The sequence below is a fragment of the Brevundimonas sp. FV1ps31S genome (assembly GCF_058681265.1).
In genome coordinates, this window is the sequence record NZ_CM178735.1 from 1,385,876 (window position 1) to 1,408,493 (window position 22,618).

13 protein-coding genes and 1 pseudogene are annotated in these 22,618 nt (G+C 65.2%); 8 read left to right on the forward strand and 6 right to left on the reverse strand.

All coding sequences use genetic code 11. The annotated features are described in order from the left end of the window. The first annotated feature begins 107 nt into the window (after nt 1-107). The 3 genes and pseudogenes from ACVPT3_RS06455 (at nt 108) to ACVPT3_RS06465 (ending at nt 2,889) form a co-directional block, all read left to right on the forward strand. On the forward strand, nt 108-1,607 hold the full coding sequence (locus ACVPT3_RS06455) for a phosphomannomutase/phosphoglucomutase (RefSeq protein ID WP_492043334.1): 1,500 nt from the start codon (nt 108-110) through the stop codon (nt 1,605-1,607). A gap of 294 nt (nt 1,608-1,901) precedes the next feature. Next, nucleotides 1,902-2,060 (forward strand): annotated as a pseudogene (locus ACVPT3_RS06460) (IS5/IS1182 family transposase); the annotation flags it as partial. Nucleotides 2,061-2,379: 319 nt separating this feature from the next. Further along, the gene (locus ACVPT3_RS06465; protein ID WP_492043335.1) at nt 2,380-2,889 is read left to right on the forward strand and encodes a putative quinol monooxygenase; all 510 of its coding nucleotides are present in this window, start codon (nt 2,380-2,382) and stop codon (nt 2,887-2,889) included. Between the two features lie 89 nt (nt 2,890-2,978). Here the strand turns inward: ACVPT3_RS06465 and ACVPT3_RS06470 are convergent, their stop codons facing one another. The 3 genes from ACVPT3_RS06470 to ACVPT3_RS06480 all read right to left on the reverse strand — a co-directional run bounded on the left by ACVPT3_RS06470 (nt 2,979) and on the right by ACVPT3_RS06480 (nt 6,189). After that, the gene (locus ACVPT3_RS06470; RefSeq protein WP_492043336.1) at nt 2,979-3,716 is read right to left on the reverse strand and encodes a GntR family transcriptional regulator; all 738 of its coding nucleotides are present in this window, start codon (nt 3,714-3,716) and stop codon (nt 2,979-2,981) included. Between the two features lie 166 nt (nt 3,717-3,882). Next, on the reverse strand, nt 3,883-5,442 hold the full coding sequence (locus tag ACVPT3_RS06475) for an ATP-binding protein (RefSeq protein WP_492043337.1): 1,560 nt from the start codon (nt 5,440-5,442) through the stop codon (nt 3,883-3,885). Nucleotides 5,443-5,544: 102 nt separating this feature from the next. Further along, nucleotides 5,545-6,189, reverse strand: a complete 645-nt coding sequence (locus ACVPT3_RS06480; RefSeq protein ID WP_492043338.1) for a TetR/AcrR family transcriptional regulator — start codon at nt 6,187-6,189, stop codon at nt 5,545-5,547. 81 nt (nt 6,190-6,270) lie between these two features. Between ACVPT3_RS06480 and ACVPT3_RS06485 the strand changes: the two genes are divergently transcribed. Continuing rightward, complete coding sequence (locus ACVPT3_RS06485; protein ID WP_492043339.1) at nt 6,271-6,669, forward strand: RidA family protein; 399 nt, start codon at nt 6,271-6,273, stop codon at nt 6,667-6,669. Nucleotides 6,670-7,051: 382 nt separating this feature from the next. On the opposite strand, the gene ACVPT3_RS06490 is transcribed toward ACVPT3_RS06485, so the two are convergent. Then, nucleotides 7,052-9,652, reverse strand: a complete 2,601-nt coding sequence (locus tag ACVPT3_RS06490) for a TonB-dependent receptor (protein WP_492043340.1) — start codon at nt 9,650-9,652, stop codon at nt 7,052-7,054. A gap of 97 nt (nt 9,653-9,749) precedes the next feature. Here ACVPT3_RS06490 and ACVPT3_RS06495 point away from each other — a divergent pair, with 97 nt between their 5' ends. Next, nucleotides 9,750-10,946 carry an ROK family transcriptional regulator gene (locus ACVPT3_RS06495; protein WP_492043341.1) on the forward strand — a complete coding sequence of 399 codons (1,197 nt, stop codon included), beginning with the start codon at nt 9,750-9,752 and terminating at the stop codon, nt 10,944-10,946. On the opposite strand, the gene ACVPT3_RS06500 is transcribed toward ACVPT3_RS06495, so the two are convergent. Beyond that, complete coding sequence (locus ACVPT3_RS06500) at nt 10,868-12,043, reverse strand: Ca2+-dependent phosphoinositide-specific phospholipase C (protein WP_492043342.1); 1,176 nt, start codon at nt 12,041-12,043, stop codon at nt 10,868-10,870. The two genes, ACVPT3_RS06495 and ACVPT3_RS06500, sit on opposite strands and share 79 nt — an antisense overlap. A gap of 131 nt (nt 12,044-12,174) precedes the next feature. On the opposite strand from ACVPT3_RS06500, the gene ACVPT3_RS06505 reads away from it, so the two are divergent. From ACVPT3_RS06505 to ACVPT3_RS06515, 3 genes are all read left to right on the forward strand, one after another. Beyond that, nucleotides 12,175-13,467: an MFS transporter gene (locus ACVPT3_RS06505; protein ID WP_492043343.1), complete on the forward strand. Its 1,293-nt coding sequence runs from the start codon at nt 12,175-12,177 to the stop codon at nt 13,465-13,467. A gap of 340 nt (nt 13,468-13,807) precedes the next feature. After that, complete coding sequence (locus tag ACVPT3_RS06510; protein ID WP_492043344.1) at nt 13,808-20,083, forward strand: hypothetical protein; 6,276 nt, start codon at nt 13,808-13,810, stop codon at nt 20,081-20,083. After that, the gene (locus ACVPT3_RS06515) at nt 20,064-20,804 is read left to right on the forward strand and encodes a hypothetical protein (protein WP_492043345.1); all 741 of its coding nucleotides are present in this window, start codon (nt 20,064-20,066) and stop codon (nt 20,802-20,804) included. Before ACVPT3_RS06510 ends, ACVPT3_RS06515 begins: the two co-directional genes overlap by 20 nt. 312 nt (nt 20,805-21,116) lie before the next feature. On the opposite strand, the gene ACVPT3_RS06520 is transcribed toward ACVPT3_RS06515, so the two are convergent. Then, the gene (locus tag ACVPT3_RS06520; protein ID WP_492043346.1) at nt 21,117-22,589 is read right to left on the reverse strand and encodes a S41 family peptidase; all 1,473 of its coding nucleotides are present in this window, start codon (nt 22,587-22,589) and stop codon (nt 21,117-21,119) included. Between the last annotated feature and the right edge of the window lie 29 nt (nt 22,590-22,618).

Genomic DNA, 22,618 nt, shown 5'->3' on the forward strand with positions numbered 1-22,618 from the left:
GCATCGCAGCATATCAATGTAATTCTAACCAATTCGCAGTTGTAAGCCCGCCCAGATTGGGCGGTGGAATAGCTTGATTGCGAGCCCCGTCCTACTAGAGAACCTGCATGCTCAAGCCCCGCCAAGACCTGAAGCCGAACACGGCCGCCTATGAGACTGAGGCCTTGGTCAAGCCGACCGGGTTTCGGGAATACGACGCCCGCTGGATTCTGGAAAAGGAGATCAATCTCCTCGGCATCCAGGCTCTGGGCCTGGGTCTGGCCACCTATGTGCACGAGATCGGCGTCGCGCCCAGGATCGTCACCGGCCATGATTTCCGCGGCTACAGCCTCAGCGTCAAACAGGCCCTGATCCTGGGCCTGCTGGAAGGCGGGATGGAGGTGCTGGACGTCGGCCTGGCCCTCTCGCCCATGGCCTATTTCGGTCAGTTCGAACTGGACGCGCCCTGCGTGGCCATGGTCACCGCCAGCCACAACGAGAATGGCTGGACCGGGGTGAAGATGGGGGCGAACAAGCCTCTGACCTTCGGCCCCGAGGAGATGGGCCGGTTGAAACAGATCGTGCTGAACGGCGAGGGCGTGGCCCGACCGGGCGGCAAGCTGGTGCGGGTCAAGGACTTCCGCGAGACCTATGTGGCCGACGTCGCCTCCAAGGTGCAGATCAAGCGGCCGCTGAAGGTTGTCTGCGCCTGCGGCAACGGCACGGCCGGCGCCTTCGCCCCCGACGCCTTGCGGCGGATGGGCGTCGAGGTGATCGAGATGGACACCGACCTCGACTACACCTTCCCCAAATACAATCCGAACCCCGAAGACCACGCCATGCTGGTGCAGATGGCCCAGCGGGTGCGCGAGACGGGCGCCGACCTGGCCCTGGGCTTCGACGGCGACGGCGACCGCTGCGGCGTGGTGGACGATACGGGCGAGGAGATCTTCGCCGACAAGATCGGCCTGATGCTGGCCCGCGACCTGTCCAAGGTCTATCCGGACAGCACCTTCGTGGTCGATGTGAAATCGACCGGCCTCTACAAGACCGACGAGATCCTCAAGGCCAATGGCGCCGAGGTGGTCTATTGGAAGACGGGCCACTCCTACATCAAGCGCAAGACCGCCGAACTGGGCACCCTGGCCGGATTCGAGAAGTCGGGCCACTTCTTCATGGCCGGCGACTTGGGCCATGGCTACGACGACGGCCTGGTGGCCGCCGGCGCGGTCCTGGCCATGCTGGACCGCAATCCGGGCAAGACGCTCTCCGAATTGAAGGCGGCCCTGCCCGACGCCTGGACCAGCCTGACCATGTCGCCCCATTGCGACGACGAGCTGAAGTACGGGGTGCTGGAGCGGATCGTGAAGGAATATTCCGACCTGGCCGCCGCCGGCGGCGAGATCCTGGGCCGCAAGATCCTGGAGGCCATCACCGTCAACGGCGTCCGGGTGCACCTGGAGGATGGTTCCTGGGTCCTGGTCCGCGCCTCTTCGAACAAGCCCGAACTGGTCGTGGTGGTCGAGAGCATGCGATCCGAGGACGACATGCGCGACCTGTTCCGCAGGGAGATCAAGCCCCGCCTCGCCGCCTATCCCGAAATCGGCGCCTTTAACCAAGAAATCTGACTTCGGCGGTCCAGCCCCGTTCCGAGGACTTTATCATCGGCGGGACTTCGTCGGTGATAGTCCCATGGCCTGATCCTGGGCGTCTAGAGAGCTTCCCGCTCACGGGCGCGAAGGCGAGCTCTCATCGTCGGATAGTCCCGGGGGAGATCTAGTCTTTGGACTGGCGGCTTACAGGGGAGGGCGACCGTCGGCTCCGTGAATGGGCGGAGGGGCCGATTCTGACTGAGGCTGTGTGAATACGCCTCCGGAATGAGCGAATTAGGTTAGCCTCCTGAGGTGAGCAGGAGGTGGGTTATGAGCCGCTTCGTTCAGGGTGCAGATCGCCGGCAGCAGACGCTGCCTCCCGAGTGTCTCGACGACTATGTGGCCGAGGATAATCCGGTCCGGGTGATCGATGTCTTCGTCGACGAACTGGATCTGATCGGTCTGAGCTTTGAGGTTATGACGCCGGCCTCGCCGGTGAGCCGATTTTGCTCGACGAACGTCATTGCGCTCCGGCGATCAGTGGCCGGGCCGCCTTGTGCGCCTTCGCCGCGAATGGGCGCCACCTCGTAGTCGATCATATGGCCGAATTTGTATCCCGGACCGTAGAAGGCGTAAGCGGTTTCGCAGAATAGGTCGTCCATCAAGACACGAGCAATGCGCTTGTTTTCCTGAGTTCCCACGGAGACTCCTTTTGCATTTTGGCAATGGGGACAACAAGGCCGACCACTTCAGGTCCCGAGCGACGGGACGGCCCGCCCCGTCCCGCTCTCCGAAGATATCGGCTTGTATGCGTCTTGTTGTCAATCTATGGATCAAATCCACGAAGATCGACGCGCCAAACGACCGGCGGAACGCCAGGCCCGACTATGACCTCTGTTCGCAATATTCGATGGGAGACTTGAGATTGGATCGACGGAGCTTCGTAGGCGTCTCGGCCGGAGCGCTCGCCGCGCTTTCCCTCGCCGCCTGCAGTCAACAACGGAAAGGTAGTGATATGACCGAAGGCAAGAGTGCGGACCATGTATTTGTTCTGATCGAGATTCAGGCTGTCGCCGGACATGAAGACCAGATCCGGGAGACCTTCGTCCACACGATCAAGACCTCGCACAAGCCTGGCATCGTCAGCGCGCAGATATTCGAACATGCTGGCGAGCCCGGCCGCTTCTACAGCCTGCAGGAGTGGGAAAGCGAAGCCGCCTTCCGCGAGCACATGACCGGCAGCCGGGACGGGCTCGACAGCCAGATGGAGATGATGCGCGGGGCGCCGTCGCTGACGATCCTGAAATCACTGGGATGAAGCCGCGCATTTTGAGACGCCCGGCGTGACGGGCGCGGACCGGAGCGTCCGTCGGAGAGCTTCGGTCCGTCGAGCTCCTCTCGCCCCGGTCAGAACGTTCGTGTCGCGCGCCGCCTGGCCTTGCCCGGGTTCATGCCGGCCTGCGTCTCGCGGACCAGTCGGATCGACCAGTCGGCATGAAAGCTCATGATCGAAGCAGCGGCGCCGCCGTCGCCCGCGAGGACGGCCTCGTGCATACGGCGATAGTTGGCGACATAGCCTTCGACGTTCGATCTGATGTCGATCAGCCGGGCGAGATAGCGATCCCAGTAAGGCGTTCCGAGCCGTTCAAGAGCGAGGCCGACAAAGGGATTCCCGCCCAGTTCGTTGGCCGTGAAATGCCAGGCGTTGAGCCGGACGAGCAGGTCAACCGGCTGTATCAGGGGCTCGGCCCCGGCGAGCCTGTCGAAGCGGCGGATCAGCGGCGCCGGATCCGCGCCCCGGGCGATCGCCTGCGCCGCGAGGCGCAAGCCCACGCTGCTGACGGGCTCCAACACCTTCCAGAGGTCACACACCTCGTCAGCGGTCATCGGCCGCATCACGGCGCCCCGATCAGGATAGAGGTCGAGGACTCCGCGTCCGGAGAGGACGCTCAGCGCCTCGCGAACGGGAGCCGCGCTCAACTGAAGCGCCGCCGCGATGCGCGCCGCGTTGACCCGGCCCCCTGGCGCCAGCCGTCCCGCGTCCATCTCGGCGAGGATGTGTTCCAGAACGCGTTCCGTGGCTGGCATGCGTCGCTCGCCGTTGTTCGCGACTTCGCTGTCGATATCCTTGATCGGGTTCGTCAACCTCATCGTGCCTCGTCCATCAGAGACCGAATCCATGCGGCACGGTTCGGGACCGCACAAGCCACGCGCCGAATTTGCCGACAGAAAGGATGAACGGATGACGTTGCTGGAGCAAACATATCGCCGACTGGCGCGTGCACGACACGAATGCAAACGGAACGATTTCTCACGCGTCTGTCTCGCACTCTCTCGACAAGCAGAAGGTGAACGCCGCTCCACCTAGGTCGCTGCACGTCACGTCAAGAGATCCCCCGTGGCGTTCGACAATGGTTCGCGTAACGGATAGGCCGAGCCCCATCCCAGAACTCTTCGTTGTCATGAGCGGTCTGAAGATCGTCTCAATCTGATCAGCCGCCACGCCAGGACCGTTGTCCGTGACGCTGAGTTCAAAGATCGTGTCGGAGATCGCTCTCCCCACCACCCGGATTATGCCATCGGAACGTCCAGTCAAGGCTTCGGCGGCGTTCCGCACCAAGTTGATCACCGCCTGCTGGAACTGGATACGTTCAGCGCAGACGTGATCATTGGCCTCATCGATGATGATCTCCAGAGCGACGCCGGCGTCGCTCTGAATCAAGGAGAGGATCCCATTCAGATCGCCCACCATTTCTGAGACACGCTCGACCTGAAGGTCGCGACTGTCATGGGACAGCAATTCCCGCATGCGACGTATGATCGATCCTGCGCGCAAGAGCTGCGCCTTCGCAAGATCGAGGGTTTGGCTCGCGCTTGCGCTGATAGGGTCGGCTCTCTGAAGGACACGTTGGCTGGCGTGGATGTAAGTGGTGGCGGCCCCTAACGGCTGGTTCAGCTCGTGCGAGAGGGTCGCCGCCATCTCTCCGAGGGAGTTCAAACGCCAAACCTGGTTCAGCTGAGATTTAAGCTCCCTAGATCGCGCCTCTGCACGCTCGATATTCCGGGCCTGTGCCCTGCGAGCGGAGATGTCTCTGATGTTGGCGTGTATTCGAGGCCCTCCGGATTCATGAGACACAGACATCCAAAGTTCGATATCGAGATCAGAGCCGTCTCGCCGCTTTGCCGGCAGTTCAATTCGACGCCCCAGGCGGGCCGCCCCGCTCTCCTGCCACCGCAGCATTCCCTGCCGATGCGCTTCCTGCTGCTCTGGAGGAACGATGATCGTCACATTAGCGCCGAGGGCCTCCTCTGCGGGGAAACCAAACAGGCGTTCTGCACCCACCGACCAACCCACAACCCGGCCCGCGACGTCGCAATCAATGAGAGCATCTGCAGAAGCGGCCAAGGCCTGACGCATCGCTGCGGTGCGGTGACGTTCGGTGAGTTCGGCTTCGCACGCTTCCGCCAGGAGTTTCAATCTGGAGACCAGACGTGGGTCATAGGTTCTCGGTCGGGGATCAAGCACGCTGAGCGTGCCCATGGTTTCGCCATTTACCGTCAACGGAACCCCGGCGTAGAAGCGGATGTAGGGCTCCCCCGTCACGTAACGACTATTGCGAAACTGCGGGTCCGCCAACGCATCGGGCACCCACGACACGCTTGCTGGGTTCAACACCGCGTGGCTGCAAAAACTATCGGCGGGAGCTATGAAATCACTGTCGAACCCAGCCCCGCCCACGACATAGATGCATGAGCGTTCGACGAGGCTTATCAACCCCACGGCGGTTTCGGCGACGTTGGCGGCTAGCGCAGCAAGAACCTGGAGGCTTGGATCACGCTGGCCCGGGACGAGCCCGAGGGACTGAAGCATCGCCAGACGCTGGCTCTCCGCTGTCAAACTTGCCGCCTCCATCAGGTGATCGTGGCACGGAACGCGGCGGTGGGCGAGGTCCGCTTTCGGGCAGAGCGTCGATCAGCCGCCGAATGCGGAAGTCTGACCCATCGCAACCTTTGGGGATGTCGTAAGCAATCCGGACACAAGGTGCCGGAAGGCCTCAGCCGACCTGGCCATGACTGCACGCGGGTCGTCGGCTGCGGCGATCCATAGCGCAGCGTTGAGCGCCGCGCCGTTGACCAGCCGCGCCGCAGCCTCGGCGTCAATCGGCTTGACCGTGCCCGCGTCGATCAATGTCTGGATCGTCTCGGTGGTCGTGCGCAGACAGGCCGTCTGGTTGGGCCAGCGTGAAGGATCTCCCAGCACGGCAGGTCCGTCCAACAACATGATCCGCTGGATCTCGGGCTCCAGCGCCATCTCGATATAGGCGACGCCCTCCTGCAGGAACGCCGCCCACGGAGTGTCGGCCTGGTCCGAAGCCTCCCGCATCCGCGCCAGCATCTCGGCGTCGATCTCGTCGATGACAGCCTGCAGCAGGCCCTTCTTGTCGCCGAAATTGTGGTAGAGCGCGCCCCGCGTCAGGCCTGCGTCCGCAGTCAATTCATCCATCGACGCCGCCGCATAACCCTTGGTCGCGAAGGCGCGCCGGGCAGCCCGGATGAGACTGGCCTTGGTCTCCTCGACCATGTCCTCGCGCCGTCTGGCCATCGCTTCCTCGCTCACATACAGGTCGTATGTTAGTTGACATACGCTGCGTATGTCCTGATGTATTCACATACGGTGCGTATATCAATGGTGATCCTGATGCCCAAACGCGATGCAATTTTCCCTGCCGGTCGGCAGGCCCTTTACGCAATCAACGGCTATTCGGCCGCGATCCGCTCTGGCGATCTTCTGTTCGTCTCGGGCCAGGTCGGCAGCCGGGAGGATGGATCCGCCGAACCCAACTTCGAACAGCAGGTCGAACTGGCGTTCGCCAATCTCGCCGCCGTGCTGAAGGCCGCCGGTTGCACCCTCGACGACATCGTCGATGTCACGACCTTCCACACTGATCCCGAGGCGCAGTTCGGTACGATCATGGCCGTCAAGAACAAGGTCTTTGGCGTACCGCCTTATCCGAACTGGACGGCCGTCGGCGTCAACTGGCTCGCGGGTTTCGATTTCGAGATCAAGGTCATCGCCCGCGTTCCGGACGCTGCCTAATTTGGAAGTCTCGGAAGCGGACACCTTGGTCGCTTAATGTCGCCTATGCGGCCGAAGCGCCGAGTCTGCTGTTGGCGCTTGGTTGACGTTCGGAACGTCCGCTTTCGGGAGCCCGAGTTCGGGTAGTTCGGTGCGGCTCCGTCCGCAGCGTAATCGTAGGAGATACTCTAATCTGAGGTGGTGTCGCGGCGACGGTCGCGCCGTCGTGAACCGCAGCAGGCTCGGCGCAATCGCCATTGCCTTCCCTATCCCTTCCTCCGACCAACTTGGAACCCATTGGCACCGTTCGTTGGAACACGAGAAAAGGCGCAGTTCCGGACGACGATCAGGTTTGGGGGTGTATGGACCTGGTGCGCTAGCCGAAGGGCACCAGCGTCCACCGTTACATCCGAATACGCAGGCCGACGAACCAGGAGCTGCCGATGCGAGCGGCGCGGCTGGCCAGATCCCGCTCCAGCCCGGTCTTCTGGGTCCACACCTCGTCGGTCAGATTCTTGCCGGCGATGCTGAGTTCGACGTTCGGGGTCAGGCGGTAACGGACGCGGGCGTCCACCGTGCCGAATGCGCCGGTAAAGACATCGTTCAGCGACGGGTTGGCCGCGTCTCCCGGCACGGACTGGAACTCTCCCGTGAATGCTTCGTCGGACCAGTTGTAGGCCACGGCGGCGCTGAACGGGCCGCGCTCATACAGGGCGGTGAAGTTCACCAGTTGGCGGGGTTGGTTGCGCAGCGAGTCGATGCTGCGATGTGTGCCGTCATTCAGCACCACGTCATAGTCGCCGTCCAGGTAGGTGTAGTTGGCGATCACGCCCAGGCCGTCCAGCACCGGGGGCAGGAAGGGCAGGCGCTTCATCATCAGCGAGGCTTCGACGCCGTTGACCGTGGCGCGGCCATTGGAGCTGAAGGTCGTGGTGCTGATCGTGGCGTCGCCGGCGGGATCGGCCGGGTTGAGGACGATATCGGTCTGCGAGAAATGCTCGTTCTCGAGTTCCTTGCGGAACACCCCGAGGGCAGCGAACGACCGCCCGTCGACGAAGTAATACTCCAGTCCAAGGTCCAGACTGTCAGCCTGCCTTGGCTTGATGTCGCGGTTGCCGGTGACGATCGAGACGTTGAGGCCGTCGTTGGTGACCTGGCTGCCGAAGGCGAAGGCCTCGAAGTCGGGTCGGCCGATGGTGCGGCTGTAGGCGGCGCGCAGCTTCAGAGCGGGCGTCAGGTCGTAGTTCAGGTGGGCCGAGGGCAGCACGCTGGTGTAGTCGTTCTCGAAGCGATCCGGCGCGACGACGCCGTTGGTGACCGTGAAGACGCTGTCCTCAAGCCGGGTGTGCTCGACGCGGACGCCGCCGATGAGCCGCAACCGCTCGGTCGCGAACAGGGCCATGCCGTAGCCGGCGTAGACGTCCTCGCGCAGCTCATAGTCGGCGCCGCGATTGGCGACGTCGGTGCGAACCGTGGTTCCGTTGGTCAGCAGAATGGCGTCCAGCCGCTCTCGGTCGATGGCCAGGGGCGCGCCGAAATAGTCAACGGCGGTGATGTCCGGCCGGTTGCCGGCGAGGGTGTAGGTCCCGGGCAGGCGGGTCTCCGCGACGACGCGGTCGTGGACCCGATCCAGCCGGCGCAGCGCCACCCCGGCGCGGAAGCCGAAGCCGCGTGAGTCCGCATAGCTGTTGCGATCGTAGTCGAGCTTCAGGCTGTACAGGTCGTCATCGAGGCGGGTGTCCTCCTCGTAGGTTGCGCTGTTGTAGATGTAGTTCGCAGGATTGGTCCCCACCGACGGATCGCGGGTGACGACACCGAAGTCGCCGGTGATATCGAAGGTCCGGAAGGTGCGGTTGGCGGTGCTGTCCTCGAAGCGGCCCGAGTTGAAGAATTCCTCCTTCAGCCGGACGCGCGACCAGGAGCCGCGCAAGCGGACCGCGCTCAGGGCGTCAAGCTGATAGTCGACGCCGCCGGCCACGAGCCAGGTGTCGATATCGCGGGTGGAGTCGATGACCTGATAGGCGTCGGTGCCGCGACCGGCGACGCCCGCGCCCTGCTCGGCGGACACCATGCGGTCGGCGCGGCTGTCGACGAAGGCGCGCCGGCGGTCGGTCACGATCTCGTCCGCGGCGCGGTAGTAGTTGACCGTCCCGAAGGCGTAGAGTCGCTCGTCGAGCCGGGCCTCGAACTTGGCGAAGGCGCTGTCGTGGCGCTCGGTGATGTCGGTCGAATCAAAGCGCCAGTTGCCCCGCAGCGGGATTTCCACGTCCCGGCCGGCGCTGTTGCGGAACACCTGCAGCCCGTCGGGCAGGCGGTAGCTCTCCTGGCTGAATCGCTCGCGCTGGCTGTCGAAGCCGAACACGGCCCCGAAGCGGTTGTCCGGACCGAAGGTCAGCTTGCCGACGCCGTCGAGGCGATAGGACGGCTGGTCGCTGCGGCTGTGGCTCTCGTCGAACGAGACGCCCTCGACGCGCAGGCCGAAATACGGGCGGCCGCCGTCATCGAAGGCGCGCATGGTTCGGATGCCCAGATGGCCGCCGATGGAGTTGCCGTCCATGTCCGGCGTCACGACCTTGAACACGTCGATCTGGTTGACGGCGGATGAGGGAAGCAGATCCAGCTGGGTCCCGCGGTTGTTCTCGCTGGAGTTCCAGATCGGATTGCCGTCCAGATCGGTGCTGTTGTAGCGGGCGTCAAAGCCCCGCAGGGCCAGAAAGCGAGGCTGGCCATTGGCCGTCACGCCGTAGACGCCCGGGATGCGCATCGCCGCCTCGGCCAGGGTGAAGTCCGTCAGCAGTTCGATCTCGGCGGCGGTCGTCGTATCGACGATGGCATCAGCGGAGCGCTTGACCTCGGCGATCGGGGCGACCGTGTCGCGCAGGCCGACAACCACGATGTCGTCGATGACCACGGGCGCGTCCTGCGACGTATCCTGCGCCATGGCCGTGGTCGAGAAGCCGAGCGCGAGCGCGGCGGTGGAGACAGTGGCGAGCAAACGACGCATGACGAACCCCCTATTGACGATGGTCGCCTCCTAACCGCCTTTCGTGACCGTTTATTTACATTGCGCAATTTAATATGTGAGTGCATCAGGCGTTTTGATGCATGGATTGTCCTACAACGAACGCCTGGTACTGGACGCGATCGCGCGCAATGGCCCGACGCCGCGCGCCGAACTGGCGGAGATCATCGGCCTGACCGGTGCCTCGTTGACGCGGATCACCAGGAACCTCGCCGACCTCGGTCTGGTTGAGGACTATGTCCGTCGGCTGGGCGGCAAGGGCCAGCCATCCCGGCCGCTTCAGATTCGTCGCGGCGGTGCTTATGCATTTGGTCTCAATTTCACGGTCAGTCGTCTCGACGTCGCGCTCGTCGATCTGTCCGGCGTGCTGGTCGATCAGGCCTCTGAGGCCCTGGCCCGCGCCGATCCGGAGACGATTGCCGCCACCGCGCGGCCGCTGATGGCGCGTCTCCTCGCGTCCCATGGTCTGGACGAAGACCGGGTCGCCGGCGTCGGCGTGTCTCTGCCGGGGGACTTCATCGAGCGGCGCGCGCGGATCAACGCCCACCCCAAATTCCCCGAGCTGCGCGACCGCGACCTCGTCGCCGATTTCAACGAAGGATTGCCCCATCCGGTCCTGGTCGAAAATGACGCGCTCAGCGCCGCCATCGGCGAGCGGGTGATGGGACAGGGATTGCGCTTCCCGAATTTCGTCTATGTCCACGTCGGTCACGGCATCGGCTCGGGCCTGATCCTCGGCGGCAAGCCCTTCCGCGGTGCCAATGGCAACGCCGGCATCCTCGGCGTCCAGTTCCCCAACGACCGACCGCGTCCCTCCGGACAGGACCTGCTCGACACCCTGCGGGATGCGGGCATCGAGGCGACGGACTTCCATGACCTTGGCGAACTGGACGGTGGCGGCGAGCGGGTGCTGCGCGAATGGGTCAAACGCGCCGGCACCCAGCTGCGCGCCAGCCTGAGCCATGTGGCGCGGATGATTGACCCGGACGCCGTCGTCATCGGTGGCCGTTTGCCATCGCCGATCAATGAGGCGCTGGTGGCCGAAATCGACGGTCCCGGCTTCTGCGACGAAGGCGTTATGCTGCCGCGCCCGCGGGTGCTGGCCTCGCGGCTGGGCCCGGCGGCGGGCATGATCGGCGCGGCCTGCGTGCCCCTGTTCAACCGCTATCTGGCCGGCGAGGGCGGTCGCGAGGACGCCTATCTGGACGGTCGCCGGTCCTCCGCCAGCGCCGCCTCGCAGACCGACGGCGACACGGGCGGAGCGCACCGCACATAGCGGTAGCCGCTGAAGCGGACGGCGTAGTCCGAGAAGCGGCGGTCAGCATAGGGATAGTCGGTGGCGATCAGTTGAGCCCCGCTGGCGAAGGCGCGGTCACGCCGTCGGGTGTCGCCCGACCGGGCCTCCTCCGTGCCGGCGTCGGCGCGGGTATAGACCAGATAGCCCTCGGTCACGGCGCGTCGGATTCGCGCCGGCTCCGGATCGTCGACATGCAGCCAGGAGGAGTCCGGATCGTTCGCCGGCAGGCGCGGGAAGATCAACCGCTCACCGCGCGGAACGGCGGCGACGTAGCTGGCCTGGACGTCGTCATCATCCAGCAACAGGAAGACGATCCGGCCCCGGGCCACGTCAACCGTCGGCCAACCCCTCGCGCGGATCGCGGCGTTCAGGGTCGACGCGGTGCCCTGGACGTCAACCGGGGTCAGCAGGCGATCCGCCGCGAAGACCGAGCCAATCTCGGCCTGCAGGCGATCCCAGGCGGCCGCGTCGAACGGGGCGTCAGGCGCGGGGGTGTAGAAGCCCCCGACGGCCGGCTTGCTGTGCTGTTTGGCTTCCAGCTGGATGAAGATGGGCAGGTGGTCTGGATGGGCGTCCGACCAGTCCCGGATCTCTCGCAGGCAGTCGACGAACACCGGGCAGGTACTGCGCACGTCGGTATCGACGGTGTGGAAGGTCTTGAATCCCGGGTGCCGGAACGGGGCCGCGTCGAAAGGGACGTCGGGGACCAGTTTCAGGGCCGTCAGCGCCTGGAACACGCCCGGATCGGCGAACCGTCCGCCCTCCGGATCATCATGCAGGTCCAACTCGAACACCCGCAGGCCCATCGACAGCTGGGCCGACAACGGCGTGCGCGAATAGGCGAGGGCCCGGATCAAGCGCGGCGCGGTCCATTGGGCGCTTTCGGCGTAGTGCGTCGCCAGCATGGCCAGGTCGACGGCCTGATCCGGCTCAAGATGATAGCTGTTATGGGTGCCGATGAACTGAAGGTCCGAAAGGCGCACGCCGACCGACTCCTGTGCTCGACTCTGCGAGCTGACGGCCAGCGTCGCTACGGCGGCACCGAGCGCAAGAGCGAGGATGGCGGATTTCTTCATGGGGTCCCTCTGAGGCGGTGGGTACCGCGCGTCGACGACTAATTTATTACATAGATAAAGTTAATTGCGCGCGCACTGTCAAACGCCGGTCATCTGTGGGGCGTACCGGCAGTGAACTGACAGGGGCACGCATGGTCGAAAGTCGAGACATCGTCGCCTACGCCCTGTCTCATTTGGGCAAGAGCCTGTTGTGGACCGGCAGTGACGCCCTGACGCTGTTCCTGCTGGTTCGCTATGTCGGGTTGGCACCAGTCACCGCCGGTGCCCTGTTCATGACGCTGCTGCTATGGAACGCCCTGTGCGACGTCGGGGTCGGTCGCTGGATGGACCGCCGGGGAGCGAGGGGGCACCCTCTCTTGCCCGTCCTGACCGTGGCGATCCCCGTCGCCTGTGTGGCTTTTCCGTTCAGTCTGATTGTCCCGGGTGGCGCAGTCTGGGTACTGGGCTGCGGTCTGGTGTTTCGCACCGCCTTCGCCGTGTTCGATGTGCCCCATAACGCCCTCATCGCCCGGCTGGCGGACACCCCGTCGAACGGCGTGCGTCTCGCCCAGCTTCGTAGCCTCGGCTCCGGCGTCGCGGCGATCCTGATCGGGCTGTTGGCCATTCCGATGCTGGCCGCCACCCCCCCGCCAAAGCCGTTGCTGGGGGCGATCCTGCTGGGATTGGCGGTCATGTCAGGCGGTCTGATGCTCCCATATCTGGCTCTGGCCGCCCGCTTCGACAGGGCGGCGGTCGCGTCGCAGACGGCGTCCCGGCTCCGGCCCCCGCCGACGAGCGCCCTGACGGCCCTGTTCGTGGCCTCCTCGATCGGGATGGTGGCCATGGGCGCGATCAGCAAGGTGGTGCCGCATCTCGACCTGTCATCGACCCGATGGGCGGGCGCGGCCCTGTTGATCCTGATGATCGGAAGGGTCTCGGCCGTGGCGATCGCGGGCCCGTTCGTCGCCCGGCTGGGCGCGCGCGCGGCGCTGGTCGCCGCCTATGCGGGCACGGCCGCCCTGATCCTGACCCTGCCGGCGGCGCTGGCGGTCGGAGGAGGGGCGGCCCTGGTCTGGATCGGGCTGCTCGGGACTGCAATCGGCATGATCGCCGTTGTGTCGTGGATTCAGTTGCCGGCGATGGCGCGCGCCGCCTCGGTCGCGGCCGAGTCCGACCAGGCTCTGCTGTTCGGCCTCTTCACCATGACCTCCAAGATCGCCTTGGGCGGCAGCGGCCTGCTTTTCGTGCTCGCCTTCGGACATCCGCTGGTGGGCGGTCTCGAGGGGCTGGTCGCCCCGGAGGGCCTGCTTCGCCTGTGCATCGCTGCTGCGGTCGCGGCGATGATTGCTGCTGTCATTGTCACGGGCAGCGGCGCTGGCGACTTTGTCGACCCCCGAAGCCGGCTGTCTGGACAGTCGCGAGCGAATACTCCGGAAAATAGGTGACGCGGCGGGCGCCCTGGCGGCCTGTGACGCCCACTTGGCGAACATCACAAGGCTAGCTCGGCAACTTTAGTCCGCTTTTGGATGATCAGCCCATGACCGCTGTTGGCGCTTCTCCGACGTACGGTGCCTGCAGCCCACCATCGGGCGAAAGGGCTCGGTGGCTGCCGTGTCCACAGCTTCCCTCGCTACGATCATCTCACCCGCTTCCAAATCATTCTGGAATCGCGCAATCTGAGCAATCTTGAGTTGCTCCGGGCGAGTCGCTTTCTGCGCGGGGGCGGCGAACCTCTACGCGTCTGATCCGCGATGCGGGCAGCCGACCATTGCTGGATAGTCTTCGATGTCGTCCAAAACGAATGGCGGCGATCTCGTCCGGGCGAGCCGTGATGGTGACCAGTTCCACTATGCGTGGGCGGCGCGGCAGAGCCTCAAGCTTCTGTCGATGCAATCCGGGCTGACCGCCGTCACGATCGAGGGCGCGTCCGTCATCGACAAGGCGGGCCCCAACGGCCTCGTAGGTGACGAACTCATCGACGTCGGACTCTACTACGGCAGCGAGCGGCCCGCAGAAGCCAAGGCGATCCGCTACGTCCAGCTCAAGCATTCAACGCTTCGTAGGAACCAGTCCTGGACGCCCGGCGAACTGGAGAACACCCTCTCGGGGTTCGCTGCGCGTTACAAAAAGCGGCTCAGGGAGTTGGCGACAGCCTTCTCAGCCGGTCGCGTGCGATTTCAGTTCATCAGCAACCGACGGTTCTCCAAGCCGATCCTGACGTCGATGCAGCAACTGGCGGCCGGCGCCGCGCCAACCTACGCCGAGACAGCCGCGAGCCTCGTCCGATTCACCGGCCTTAAGGGCAAACGGGTGCAAGCCTTCTTCAGTTTGCTGGATGTCGACGGCTCCGCGCCCGACGTCTGGAGCCAGCGCAACATGCTGAGCGAGGACCTGCGCGGCTATCTTCCAGAAGCGGATGTCGATGGGCCCGTCCAGCTCAAGGAGTTGGTCACCCGGAAAGCCACGACGGAGTTTGAAACAAATCCGACGATCCGGCGTGAAGACGTCCTGCGGGCTTTGAAAGCATCGGAGCTGGACCTTTTTCCCGCCCCGTCCAGGATCCCCGCGCCGGACGGGACCATCGCCCGGAAGCAGGAGCCGGACATTCTTCGTGACATCCTGGCGGCCGGGGCGCCGACAGTGATCGATGCGGACGGGGGTGTTGGAAAATCCGTGCTGGCCGCGCGACTGGCACAGGGAATGCCGCAGGGTTCGGCCGCCATCCTCTACGACTGCTACGGCGTCGGGCTCTACCGGAACGCGCTGGACTTCAGGCATCGCCACCGCGACGGCCTTGTCCAGATCGCCAACGAGATGGCGTCAAGAGGGTGGTGCCATCCGCTGATCCCGGCCGGTCACGCCGACGCAAAGGCCTATATGCGGGCCTTCGCCTATCGTTTGGAACAGGCGGCGCGACACATCCGCGCCCTGAACCCGACTGCTGTGATCTGCGTGATCGTCGATGCGGCGGACAATGCCGAGACCGCCGCCCGGGAGCAGGGAGATCCGGGCTCGTTCGTCCGCGACCTGATCCGGATGCCCATCCCGGAGGGGGTGCGGCTTGTGTTCACCAGCCGTAGCCATCGTGTCGTCGATTTCGACCCGCCCGGCGACGCGGTCCGTATCGAGCTGAAGCCGTTCGACGACGCCGAAACGGGTCAGCACCTGCGGACCCGCTTCCCCGAGGCGACGGCGAAGGACGTGGCGGAGTTCGCCCACCTGAGCTCGCACAATCCGCGCGTCCAGGCCTTGGCTCTGCAGGGGGAGGGCAGCTTGCGCGAGGTCCTCAAGGCGTTGGGCCCGGAACCGACCACGGTGGCCGCAGCCATCGGGGGCCTGCTGCAGGGAGCCATCACCAAACTGAAGAGCGAGGCCGGCAATGTTGCGGCGACGCAGATCGACCGCATCTGCGTCGGTCTGGCCACGCTTCGACCGCTCGTGCCCATAAGCGTTCTTGCGGCGATGGCCGAGGTGCCCGAAGGTGCCGTGCGCAGTTTCGCGGCCGATCTCGGTCGGCCTTTGAAGATCGCAGGAGACAGCGTCCACTTCCGGGACGAGCCGGTAGAGACCTGGTTCCGAGAGACCTTCAAACCACCGCGCGAACGACTGATCGACTTCGTTGAGACGTTGCGCCCCCAGGCTTCCGAAAGCGCCTATGTCGCCTCCGCCCTGCCGGAACTCCTTCACGAGGGCGGGTTCCATGCTGAGCTCGTCGCGTTGGCCTTGTCAGGCACGGACCTTCCCGAGACCAATCCACTCGAGCGACGCGACGTTGAGGTGCAGCGTCTGATTTTCGCGTTGCGCGCCTGCCTCCGCACCGATCGCTATCTCGACGCGGTGAAGCTCGCCGTCCGGGCCGCCGGAGAAACGGCGGGTGAGGGCCGACAGATCAGCCTGATTCAGGACAATGCCGAACTGGCGTCAGCCCTGATGGCGCCTGATCGCATCGAGGAGCTGGTCGCGCGGCGCACCTTCGGTTCTGACTGGATGGGATCTCACCACGCCTATGATGCGGCGATCATGGCGGACCATCCAGAACTATCCGCGGACGCGGGCAGTCGCCTGCGCATGGCGCTTGAGTGGTTCGAAAGCTGGGCGCGCCGTCCGCGCGGCGACCATCGGCAACGTGACGAAACCTTTGAGCATGAGGACCGCGTATCGCTCACCTATGGGCTCCTCCGTCTCCGCGGTCCCCGGCAGGCGGCGTTATTCCTGCGGCGATGGACGTATCGGCCCACGGCCTTCATCGCGGGGCAAGCGCTGGCGCGTCGTCTGATCGACCTGGGACGCTTCGACGATGTCCAGGCCCTGGCCCTGGGAGCGCGCAATAATGTCTGGCTGCTGCTCGCTCTGGCGCTGGAGTTGCGTAACGCGGGGCGGGGCCTCGCGGAGCGGCCGCTGAAGCGATTGCTGCGCCTCATTGCGTTCAAACGTCTGGAGCTCAAGGAGCTCAACGAGTGGAACGAACCCTGGCCGGTTCTGCAGGCAGTCGCCGCGACCATCGAAACCGCGACGCTGACCCTGCCGGCGGATTTCGAAGCGTGGGCGAAGATCCTGGACATCCGCCTTCCTCAGATACCGCCTCACGATCTCTCCGCCCGTCTCGGATACGGCAAGGCTCCGCTCTTGCGCGCCTACGCGCTTCGCGCGGCGCTCCGGGGCGGTGCGCTCGATCTTCTCGACCTGGCGTCAGACGACATCCGCAGGGATCTTTCGGCCTCCTATGGCCATAGTGAGGAGGCCCGCATCTTCAGGTCGGAGACCGGGGCGCTTTTGCCCTGGTCCGTTCTGGGGGCGGATCTCGTCACGGGACGCGTGGCACCTGGAGCGGTCGACGGCCGGATCGCCGAAGCCGAGGAGGCGTCCAGAAAGGCCAGACAGTCCGAGTATCGCGAAGGGTTTTCCACGCTCAGCGATATCGCCGTCGGGCGCGCGGCGATCCTTTGCCGCAACGGTTTGGCGACGGCCAAGCGGCGCAGCGCGCTTCAAGCCTGGGTGATCGGTTCGGCACACAAACCCTCGGTCGAAGCCCTGACCCGCATGTCACATCTGTTCGGTCGGACGAAAGGCGGCGCGCACGACTCGCTCCACTATGCCGGCCTCGCGCTCACCGGTGTCGAGGCGGTCAGGGACGATGCCGAGACCCAGGGGCAGAACCTTCTGGCTCTGGCGAGAGCGACTTTTACCGTCAGCAAGACCGAAGCCCGGGCCTATTTCGACCGCGCCATCGAAATCCTCAGCCGGATCGGAGACGAAAACGTCCCCCGTTGGGAATGCTTCCTCCACCTTGCCGCCAGGGCGGAGGCGCCGGGCGTCGCCCGAGCCGACACCGCCTATCGTATGGCCCGCGTCGGCGAACTGACCCGGTCTCTTGTCGCTCGCGACAAATACTTCGACTGGGACGGCACGGTCGACGCCCTCGCCGGGCTTGATCCGGCATCCCTCTTCACCCTCCACAGTCGCTGGCGCGACCGCCGCTTCGGTGACGAGGAGCGGCTCCTGTCGGAAGCCCTCAAGGCCCTGATCAAGCGCGCTCACCTGACCTCCAGGGACAGTCTTGCGCTTTGCGGAATACCGGCCCGGTGGCACCGTGAGCGCCAGCTCGACACCTTCCTAGCTTGCTCTCCGGACCCGGCCACGCGAGACGCCGGCATCGCGATCGCCCTCCGTTATCTCCGGATGGAGTCCAGGAGCGCGAAGGACCTCGAAGACCTGCGGGGGCTGGCGACAAGGCTCGGTCTGGATCCGGACGCGCTGCACCTGCCGCAGCCCCTGTCGGCCGAAAGCGACTTCCCTGTGCCGAAGCCCGCGAAGGAGGACATGTGGCGCGGCGACCGCTCAGAGCGGGGCAAGCCGTATTGGAACAGCATTTTCAAGAAGCTCGATCCCATCTCCGCTGACGACGTCCGGACGGCGCAGCGCCGCGTCAGGGCCGGCGAACCCCCGTGGGTCATGGAAGATCTGTTCCGGGAAGCCTTCGCGCGCGCCGGGGGTGGAAAGGAGGACGCCGTGATCCTCGCCATCAGCCAACTGCCGGACTTTGAGACCCACAGCCTGCGCGATCTGGTCGGCTGTATTCCGGACGCAGCGCTCACGCGGCTTTCGGTCAAGGCCGCAGTCAAGCGCGTCGCCCTGCAGGTGTGTCGCGCCAGTCCGGACAGGGTCTATCTCGGCGCCGACTATCAGACCGTCGCCATCGAACGATTGGCCGGCGCGGTCACACGGCCGGAAATCGTGGATGCGGTGCTCGCCGGGTTCGCGGAGGGTGTCGGGCTGTTTTCGGCCCACGGCCTCTTCCAGTTGGCGCGCTTCGCCGCCGAAAAGCTGACCCCAGATGAAGCCGACGAAGGCCTCCGCTACGGGCTTGGTCTGCTTGATCCTTTGCTGACCGACGACGACGGTGACGGACCGTGGCGGGAGGCATTGCACCCGCCCGCCGACTTGCGCGCCGCGATGGCCGGCTATCTCTGGGTCGGATTGGGCTCGCCGACGGGAAGCCATAGGTGGGCCCACGCTCATGCGGTTCGCGCCCTGGCTGAACTACGGATCGTCGAGACCCTGGCCCCGCTGCTGAATCAGGCCGGGCGGGGCGGCGCCGGAGCTCATGCGGATCAGCGACTGCCCTTCTACGAGCTTCACGCCCGCCAGTGGCTTCTCCTGGGTCTGAACCGGGCGGCCGTGGAAGGCTTCACGCCCTTGTCCGCTGAAACGGTTGCTCTCGCTCGGACCTGGCTGGACACGGATCACGTGCTGATACGCGGATTGGCCGCCGACCTGATCCTGAACCATGACCGGTCTGGCGGAACCGTGTTGGATCCTGCCGAACGGCAGCGGCTCGAGACGATCAATCATTCTCCGTCCGTCCCGGTTGCGGTCAGTCGCTCGGACTTCGACGCTGATGGAGACGAGAGCGAGACGCTCAACGAAACCTATGCCTTCGGCCTGGACGCCGGAACATACATGTTCGCGCCCCTTGGGCGCTGCTTCGGCGCCGCGACCGCCCGCGTCGAGCAAATGGCGACGATACAGGCCAAGCGCGTCTTCGGTCTGGCGGATCGCGAAAGTCTGCGAGAAGACCCGCGTCATGAGCGGGGCGTTTTCGAGTCGATGGAAACCTACGCCGGCCAGGGAATGACGCCCACGTCCGAGGGCTTCCGGGACTACTGCGGCTATCACGCCCTGATGTTCACCGCCGGGGAACTGCTGAGGACGCGTCCGACCCGCCTCGATCCCTATGCGGAACCGCGTGGCCCCGATGAGTTTTCGCAGTGGCTCAAGGGGCAAGTACTGACCCGTGCGGATGGCCGCTGGGTTTCCGACCGACGCGACCCCGTGCGACTGCCGCCTCTGCCGGCTGCCGAGGGCTATGATGATCGGATTTGGCGCTGGGGCGTCACGCGTCGTCGCCTGGATGCGATGGTTCGTCTCGATGAGCCTGATCTGTGCGCTTGGGGCAGCTGGACGTCCGGTGACGAAAATCGTCAGGAGCGGGTGACGATCCGCAGTGCGTTCGTCTCGCGGGCCGGCGGACCGTCTCTTCTGAGATCCCTGCAAATGAGCGGGGAGTTCAACGTCTACAGCCTGCCGTCGGCGGGCGACGACGATATCGGTCGCGGATCGCTTCGCCTGAAAGGCTGGATACGTGAGCCCACGCCCGAAAAGGGGCTGGACGCGCGTGACGGCTGGGTCGGCGGAAGCTTCGGCTGGCCCGGACCGCGCCCTGGCGATGACCTCATCGAAGCGCTCGGTCTGACCGCCGATGTTGAAGGCCGCGTTTGGCAGGCTGACGGCCGCGTCGTGTTCCGGGCGGAGTCCTGGACCTGGACCTCGCGCCGGGGACGCGAGCACGAAAACCATCCCGGGGATCGACTGACCGTCGATCGCGGCCGTCTCCGTGACCTGCTCGAGGCGCGAGGCGAGGACCTGATCCTCGCCGTCTCGGTGTCGCGGTCGGTGGAGCGATCCTCCTATGCCCGGGATCGCGATGACGGCGTGATCGAATTCCCCTGGCCCTATTTCCGCATCTATCTCGTGAGCCCCGATGGCGTCCAAACCTTCTGAAGCCGTCATCGCGCTTGGCCGTAAGCTGGTCGAACACCTTGAGTTCGAGCCGGACAACGACCTGTTGGCCGGGTGGATGGCCCACTACCTCGCCGAGCGCATACTCGCCGTGGAAACCGCGGCTCCCGACGACCGGGCCGCTTTGGAGAAGGAGTGCGCCGAAGCCATCCTCGAGGTATGGGCCCATCGTCACAAACTCGCGCCAGCCATACCGGCCTTCGCTGATCTGAGAGCGCTCGAGGGCGCCATTCTCGCTCTTGAACCGGACAAGACACCTTTCCGTTACGCATCGCCATTGCAGAGCGCGATGTCCGCGAGCAAGCCTTCGAAGGAAGCACGGCAGTGGATCGATCTCGCAGCTGTCATCGACGATGTCGCCCGCGAGCTGATCCGCTATTGCCTGAGGCAGGCCCTGGACGAGAACATCGATTGCGCTGAAGCTTGGCTCGACACCGCCCGCGAGATCCTCGGCGAAGACGGCCCTGAGCAACCGATCATCTCCTTCCTGCGGTCAGGCGAGGACAAGGCTGTCAGGGATTTGACGGCGCGGGTGGCCTGGCTTCAGGCGCGGGCGCGAAAGCTTGACGCTTTCGTGGCCCTGTCCGGCACCCTTTCGGCCGAGCTCTCCGAACGACGCCTCCTGGCCGAGGACGAGCTTGCGCGGACGCAGAAGGGCGCGAGACAGACGCCCAAGGCGACCGGGAAAAGGAAGAAGACTTGAAAACCGGCTCCTATAGGTACGGGCTGCTGACGATCGGTGCCGCTGCGCTCCTATGCGGGGTTGTGGCGCCGGCGGCGGCGCCGGCCGCCCCCTGCAAAGGACGATTGTCGAGCCCCAGCTCGTGAAGACCAGAGGGTTTGCTGCAGACGTGGTGGACTGGGGGGCGAATGTCCGCTCATCGGCAGCATGCCGATGTCCGCTACTGGCGCGTTTGCGACCTCAATATCCGATCAAACCTGACCGCTTGAGCCATTGCGAGCGCTGTGGGTCATAACGGCCGAGTGGGCATTTCGAATTCGGCATACCGAGCCCCTATCGTCCTTTCACGATGAGCGAGGTTGCCGCTGCCATCTGCGGATCCCGGCCCGAGGCGATGTCCACGGCCGTCGTCTCAACCAAGACGTCAGGCTGGATCGCCGCGTCCGGCTGGGGCGTGTCGGGGAAGCTGGCGATCAGCGGCAGGTCGATCTCGAGGCCGGACGCCGGAAGCTTGAGGAAGAAGAAGGCGCCGCCGTTGATGCCGCGCTGATTGCCGCCGGTCGGCTGGCCGATCAGCGTCGCGGCGCCGCTCTGTTGCACAGCCTGGGCGAAACCGAAAGTGGCCGAGCTGTTGGAGGCGTCGCAGAGAACCGCAACCGGTCTTGTAAAGCGCGTTCCGGCCGGTCGGATCACCGTGCCCTCCGCATCGTCGTCGTAGCGGGTCAGGCGGTAGAAGCCGGGGCGTTCGGTCGAGGGCTGGGCCTGGTCGCCCCAGTCGAAAAAGCTGCGGTCCCAGGTGTGGAGATAGGGCCGCACCGATGCCGGGGCGCTGCGGTAGCGGGTCCAGCGCTGATTGCGCGACAGCGGCAGATCGCGGTCGATCAAGCGGCTGAGGATGAGGTTGCCGCAGTCGAGGCCGCCCTCATTGCCGCGCAAATCGATGATCAGGCCTCGCGCCCGCTCGGAGCTCAAGGCGTCCATGGCCTCGCCCAGCCAGGCCTCCCAGGCGAAGGTCGAGTTAAATAGGGCCCAGCTGGGCATCGTCAGGCGGTGCACGCCGTCGGGAAGGCTTTCCAGCGTCCAGGGATTGGCGTCACCGGTCGGGCTGGCCGACGGCGCGAGGCGGGACTGGCGCTCCGCAAGAGTGAGCAGCGGCACGCGCACGATCCGTCCGTCCGCAAGGGTGAAGGCGGCCTCGTCCTTCAGCGGCAAGATGAGCGGCAGGTGGATGTCGAAGGTCTCGAACCGGTCTTCGCCGCGAACCTCCATCAGATTGATACGCTTGGCGTCGTTGCCGCCGTCGGCGCGAGCGAGCGGGACCAGTCGGGCCAGAAGTGTTTCGGTGGCGACGCCGTCGATGGCGGTGACGACCGTCCCTCGCGGCAGGGCGCTTGCGGGTGTGTGATCCTCGGTCACCACCATTCGACCTTCGATCCAGCGAAAGCGGAACGGCACGAGCGCCCGGTCCGGATACATCGCCGCGACCATGGCGTCATCGCCGTTATAAGGGCTGGGATAGGTATGGCCGCAGCGGAGCGATGCGGTAACCCGCGTCAGGGCCAGGAAGCGCTCACGAAATGACCCCGGCGCCCGCCAGGCTTCCGCAAGCGTGTCGAGGCGCGTCGTGATCTCCACCGGGGTGCTGTAACGGTAAAGGCCCGGGTGCATGGCCTCCCACACCTCGCGCAGGATGGCGACGTCGCCGCTCCAGTCGTCGGACCGGGACTGCGTCCAGGCCGGACACGCCGAGGCGAGAGATAGGCCCGCAGACATTTGCAGAAGGCGGCGGCGGTTCAGTGACGGCATGGGATATCCTCGATCTCGATCGTGTCGAG

What these genes read in the sequence shown, in the direction of transcription:
- ACVPT3_RS06475 (WP_492043337.1), bottom strand. Translation starts at nt 5,442, where the DNA reads ATGCTTCAGTCCCTCGGGCTCGTCCCGGGCCAGCGTGATCCAAGCCTC.
- ACVPT3_RS06465 (WP_492043335.1), top strand. Translation starts at nt 2,380, where the DNA reads ATGCGTCTTGTTGTCAATCTATGGATCAAATCCACGAAGATCGACGCG.
- ACVPT3_RS06490 (WP_492043340.1), bottom strand. Translation starts at nt 9,652, where the DNA reads ATGCGTCGTTTGCTCGCCACTGTCTCCACCGCCGCGCTCGCGCTCGGC.
- ACVPT3_RS06520 (WP_492043346.1), bottom strand. Translation starts at nt 22,589, where the DNA reads ATGCCGTCACTGAACCGCCGCCGCCTTCTGCAAATGTCTGCGGGCCTA.
- ACVPT3_RS06495 (WP_492043341.1), top strand. Translation starts at nt 9,750, where the DNA reads ATGCATGGATTGTCCTACAACGAACGCCTGGTACTGGACGCGATCGCG.
- ACVPT3_RS06455 (WP_492043334.1), top strand. Translation starts at nt 108, where the DNA reads ATGCTCAAGCCCCGCCAAGACCTGAAGCCGAACACGGCCGCCTATGAG.
- ACVPT3_RS06505 (WP_492043343.1), top strand. Translation starts at nt 12,175, where the DNA reads ATGGTCGAAAGTCGAGACATCGTCGCCTACGCCCTGTCTCATTTGGGC.
- ACVPT3_RS06510 (WP_492043344.1), top strand. Translation starts at nt 13,808, where the DNA reads ATGTCGTCCAAAACGAATGGCGGCGATCTCGTCCGGGCGAGCCGTGAT.
- ACVPT3_RS06500 (WP_492043342.1), bottom strand. Translation starts at nt 12,043, where the DNA reads ATGAAGAAATCCGCCATCCTCGCTCTTGCGCTCGGTGCCGCCGTAGCG.
- ACVPT3_RS06515 (WP_492043345.1), top strand. Translation starts at nt 20,064, where the DNA reads ATGGCGTCCAAACCTTCTGAAGCCGTCATCGCGCTTGGCCGTAAGCTG.
- ACVPT3_RS06485 (WP_492043339.1), top strand. Translation starts at nt 6,271, where the DNA reads ATGCCCAAACGCGATGCAATTTTCCCTGCCGGTCGGCAGGCCCTTTAC.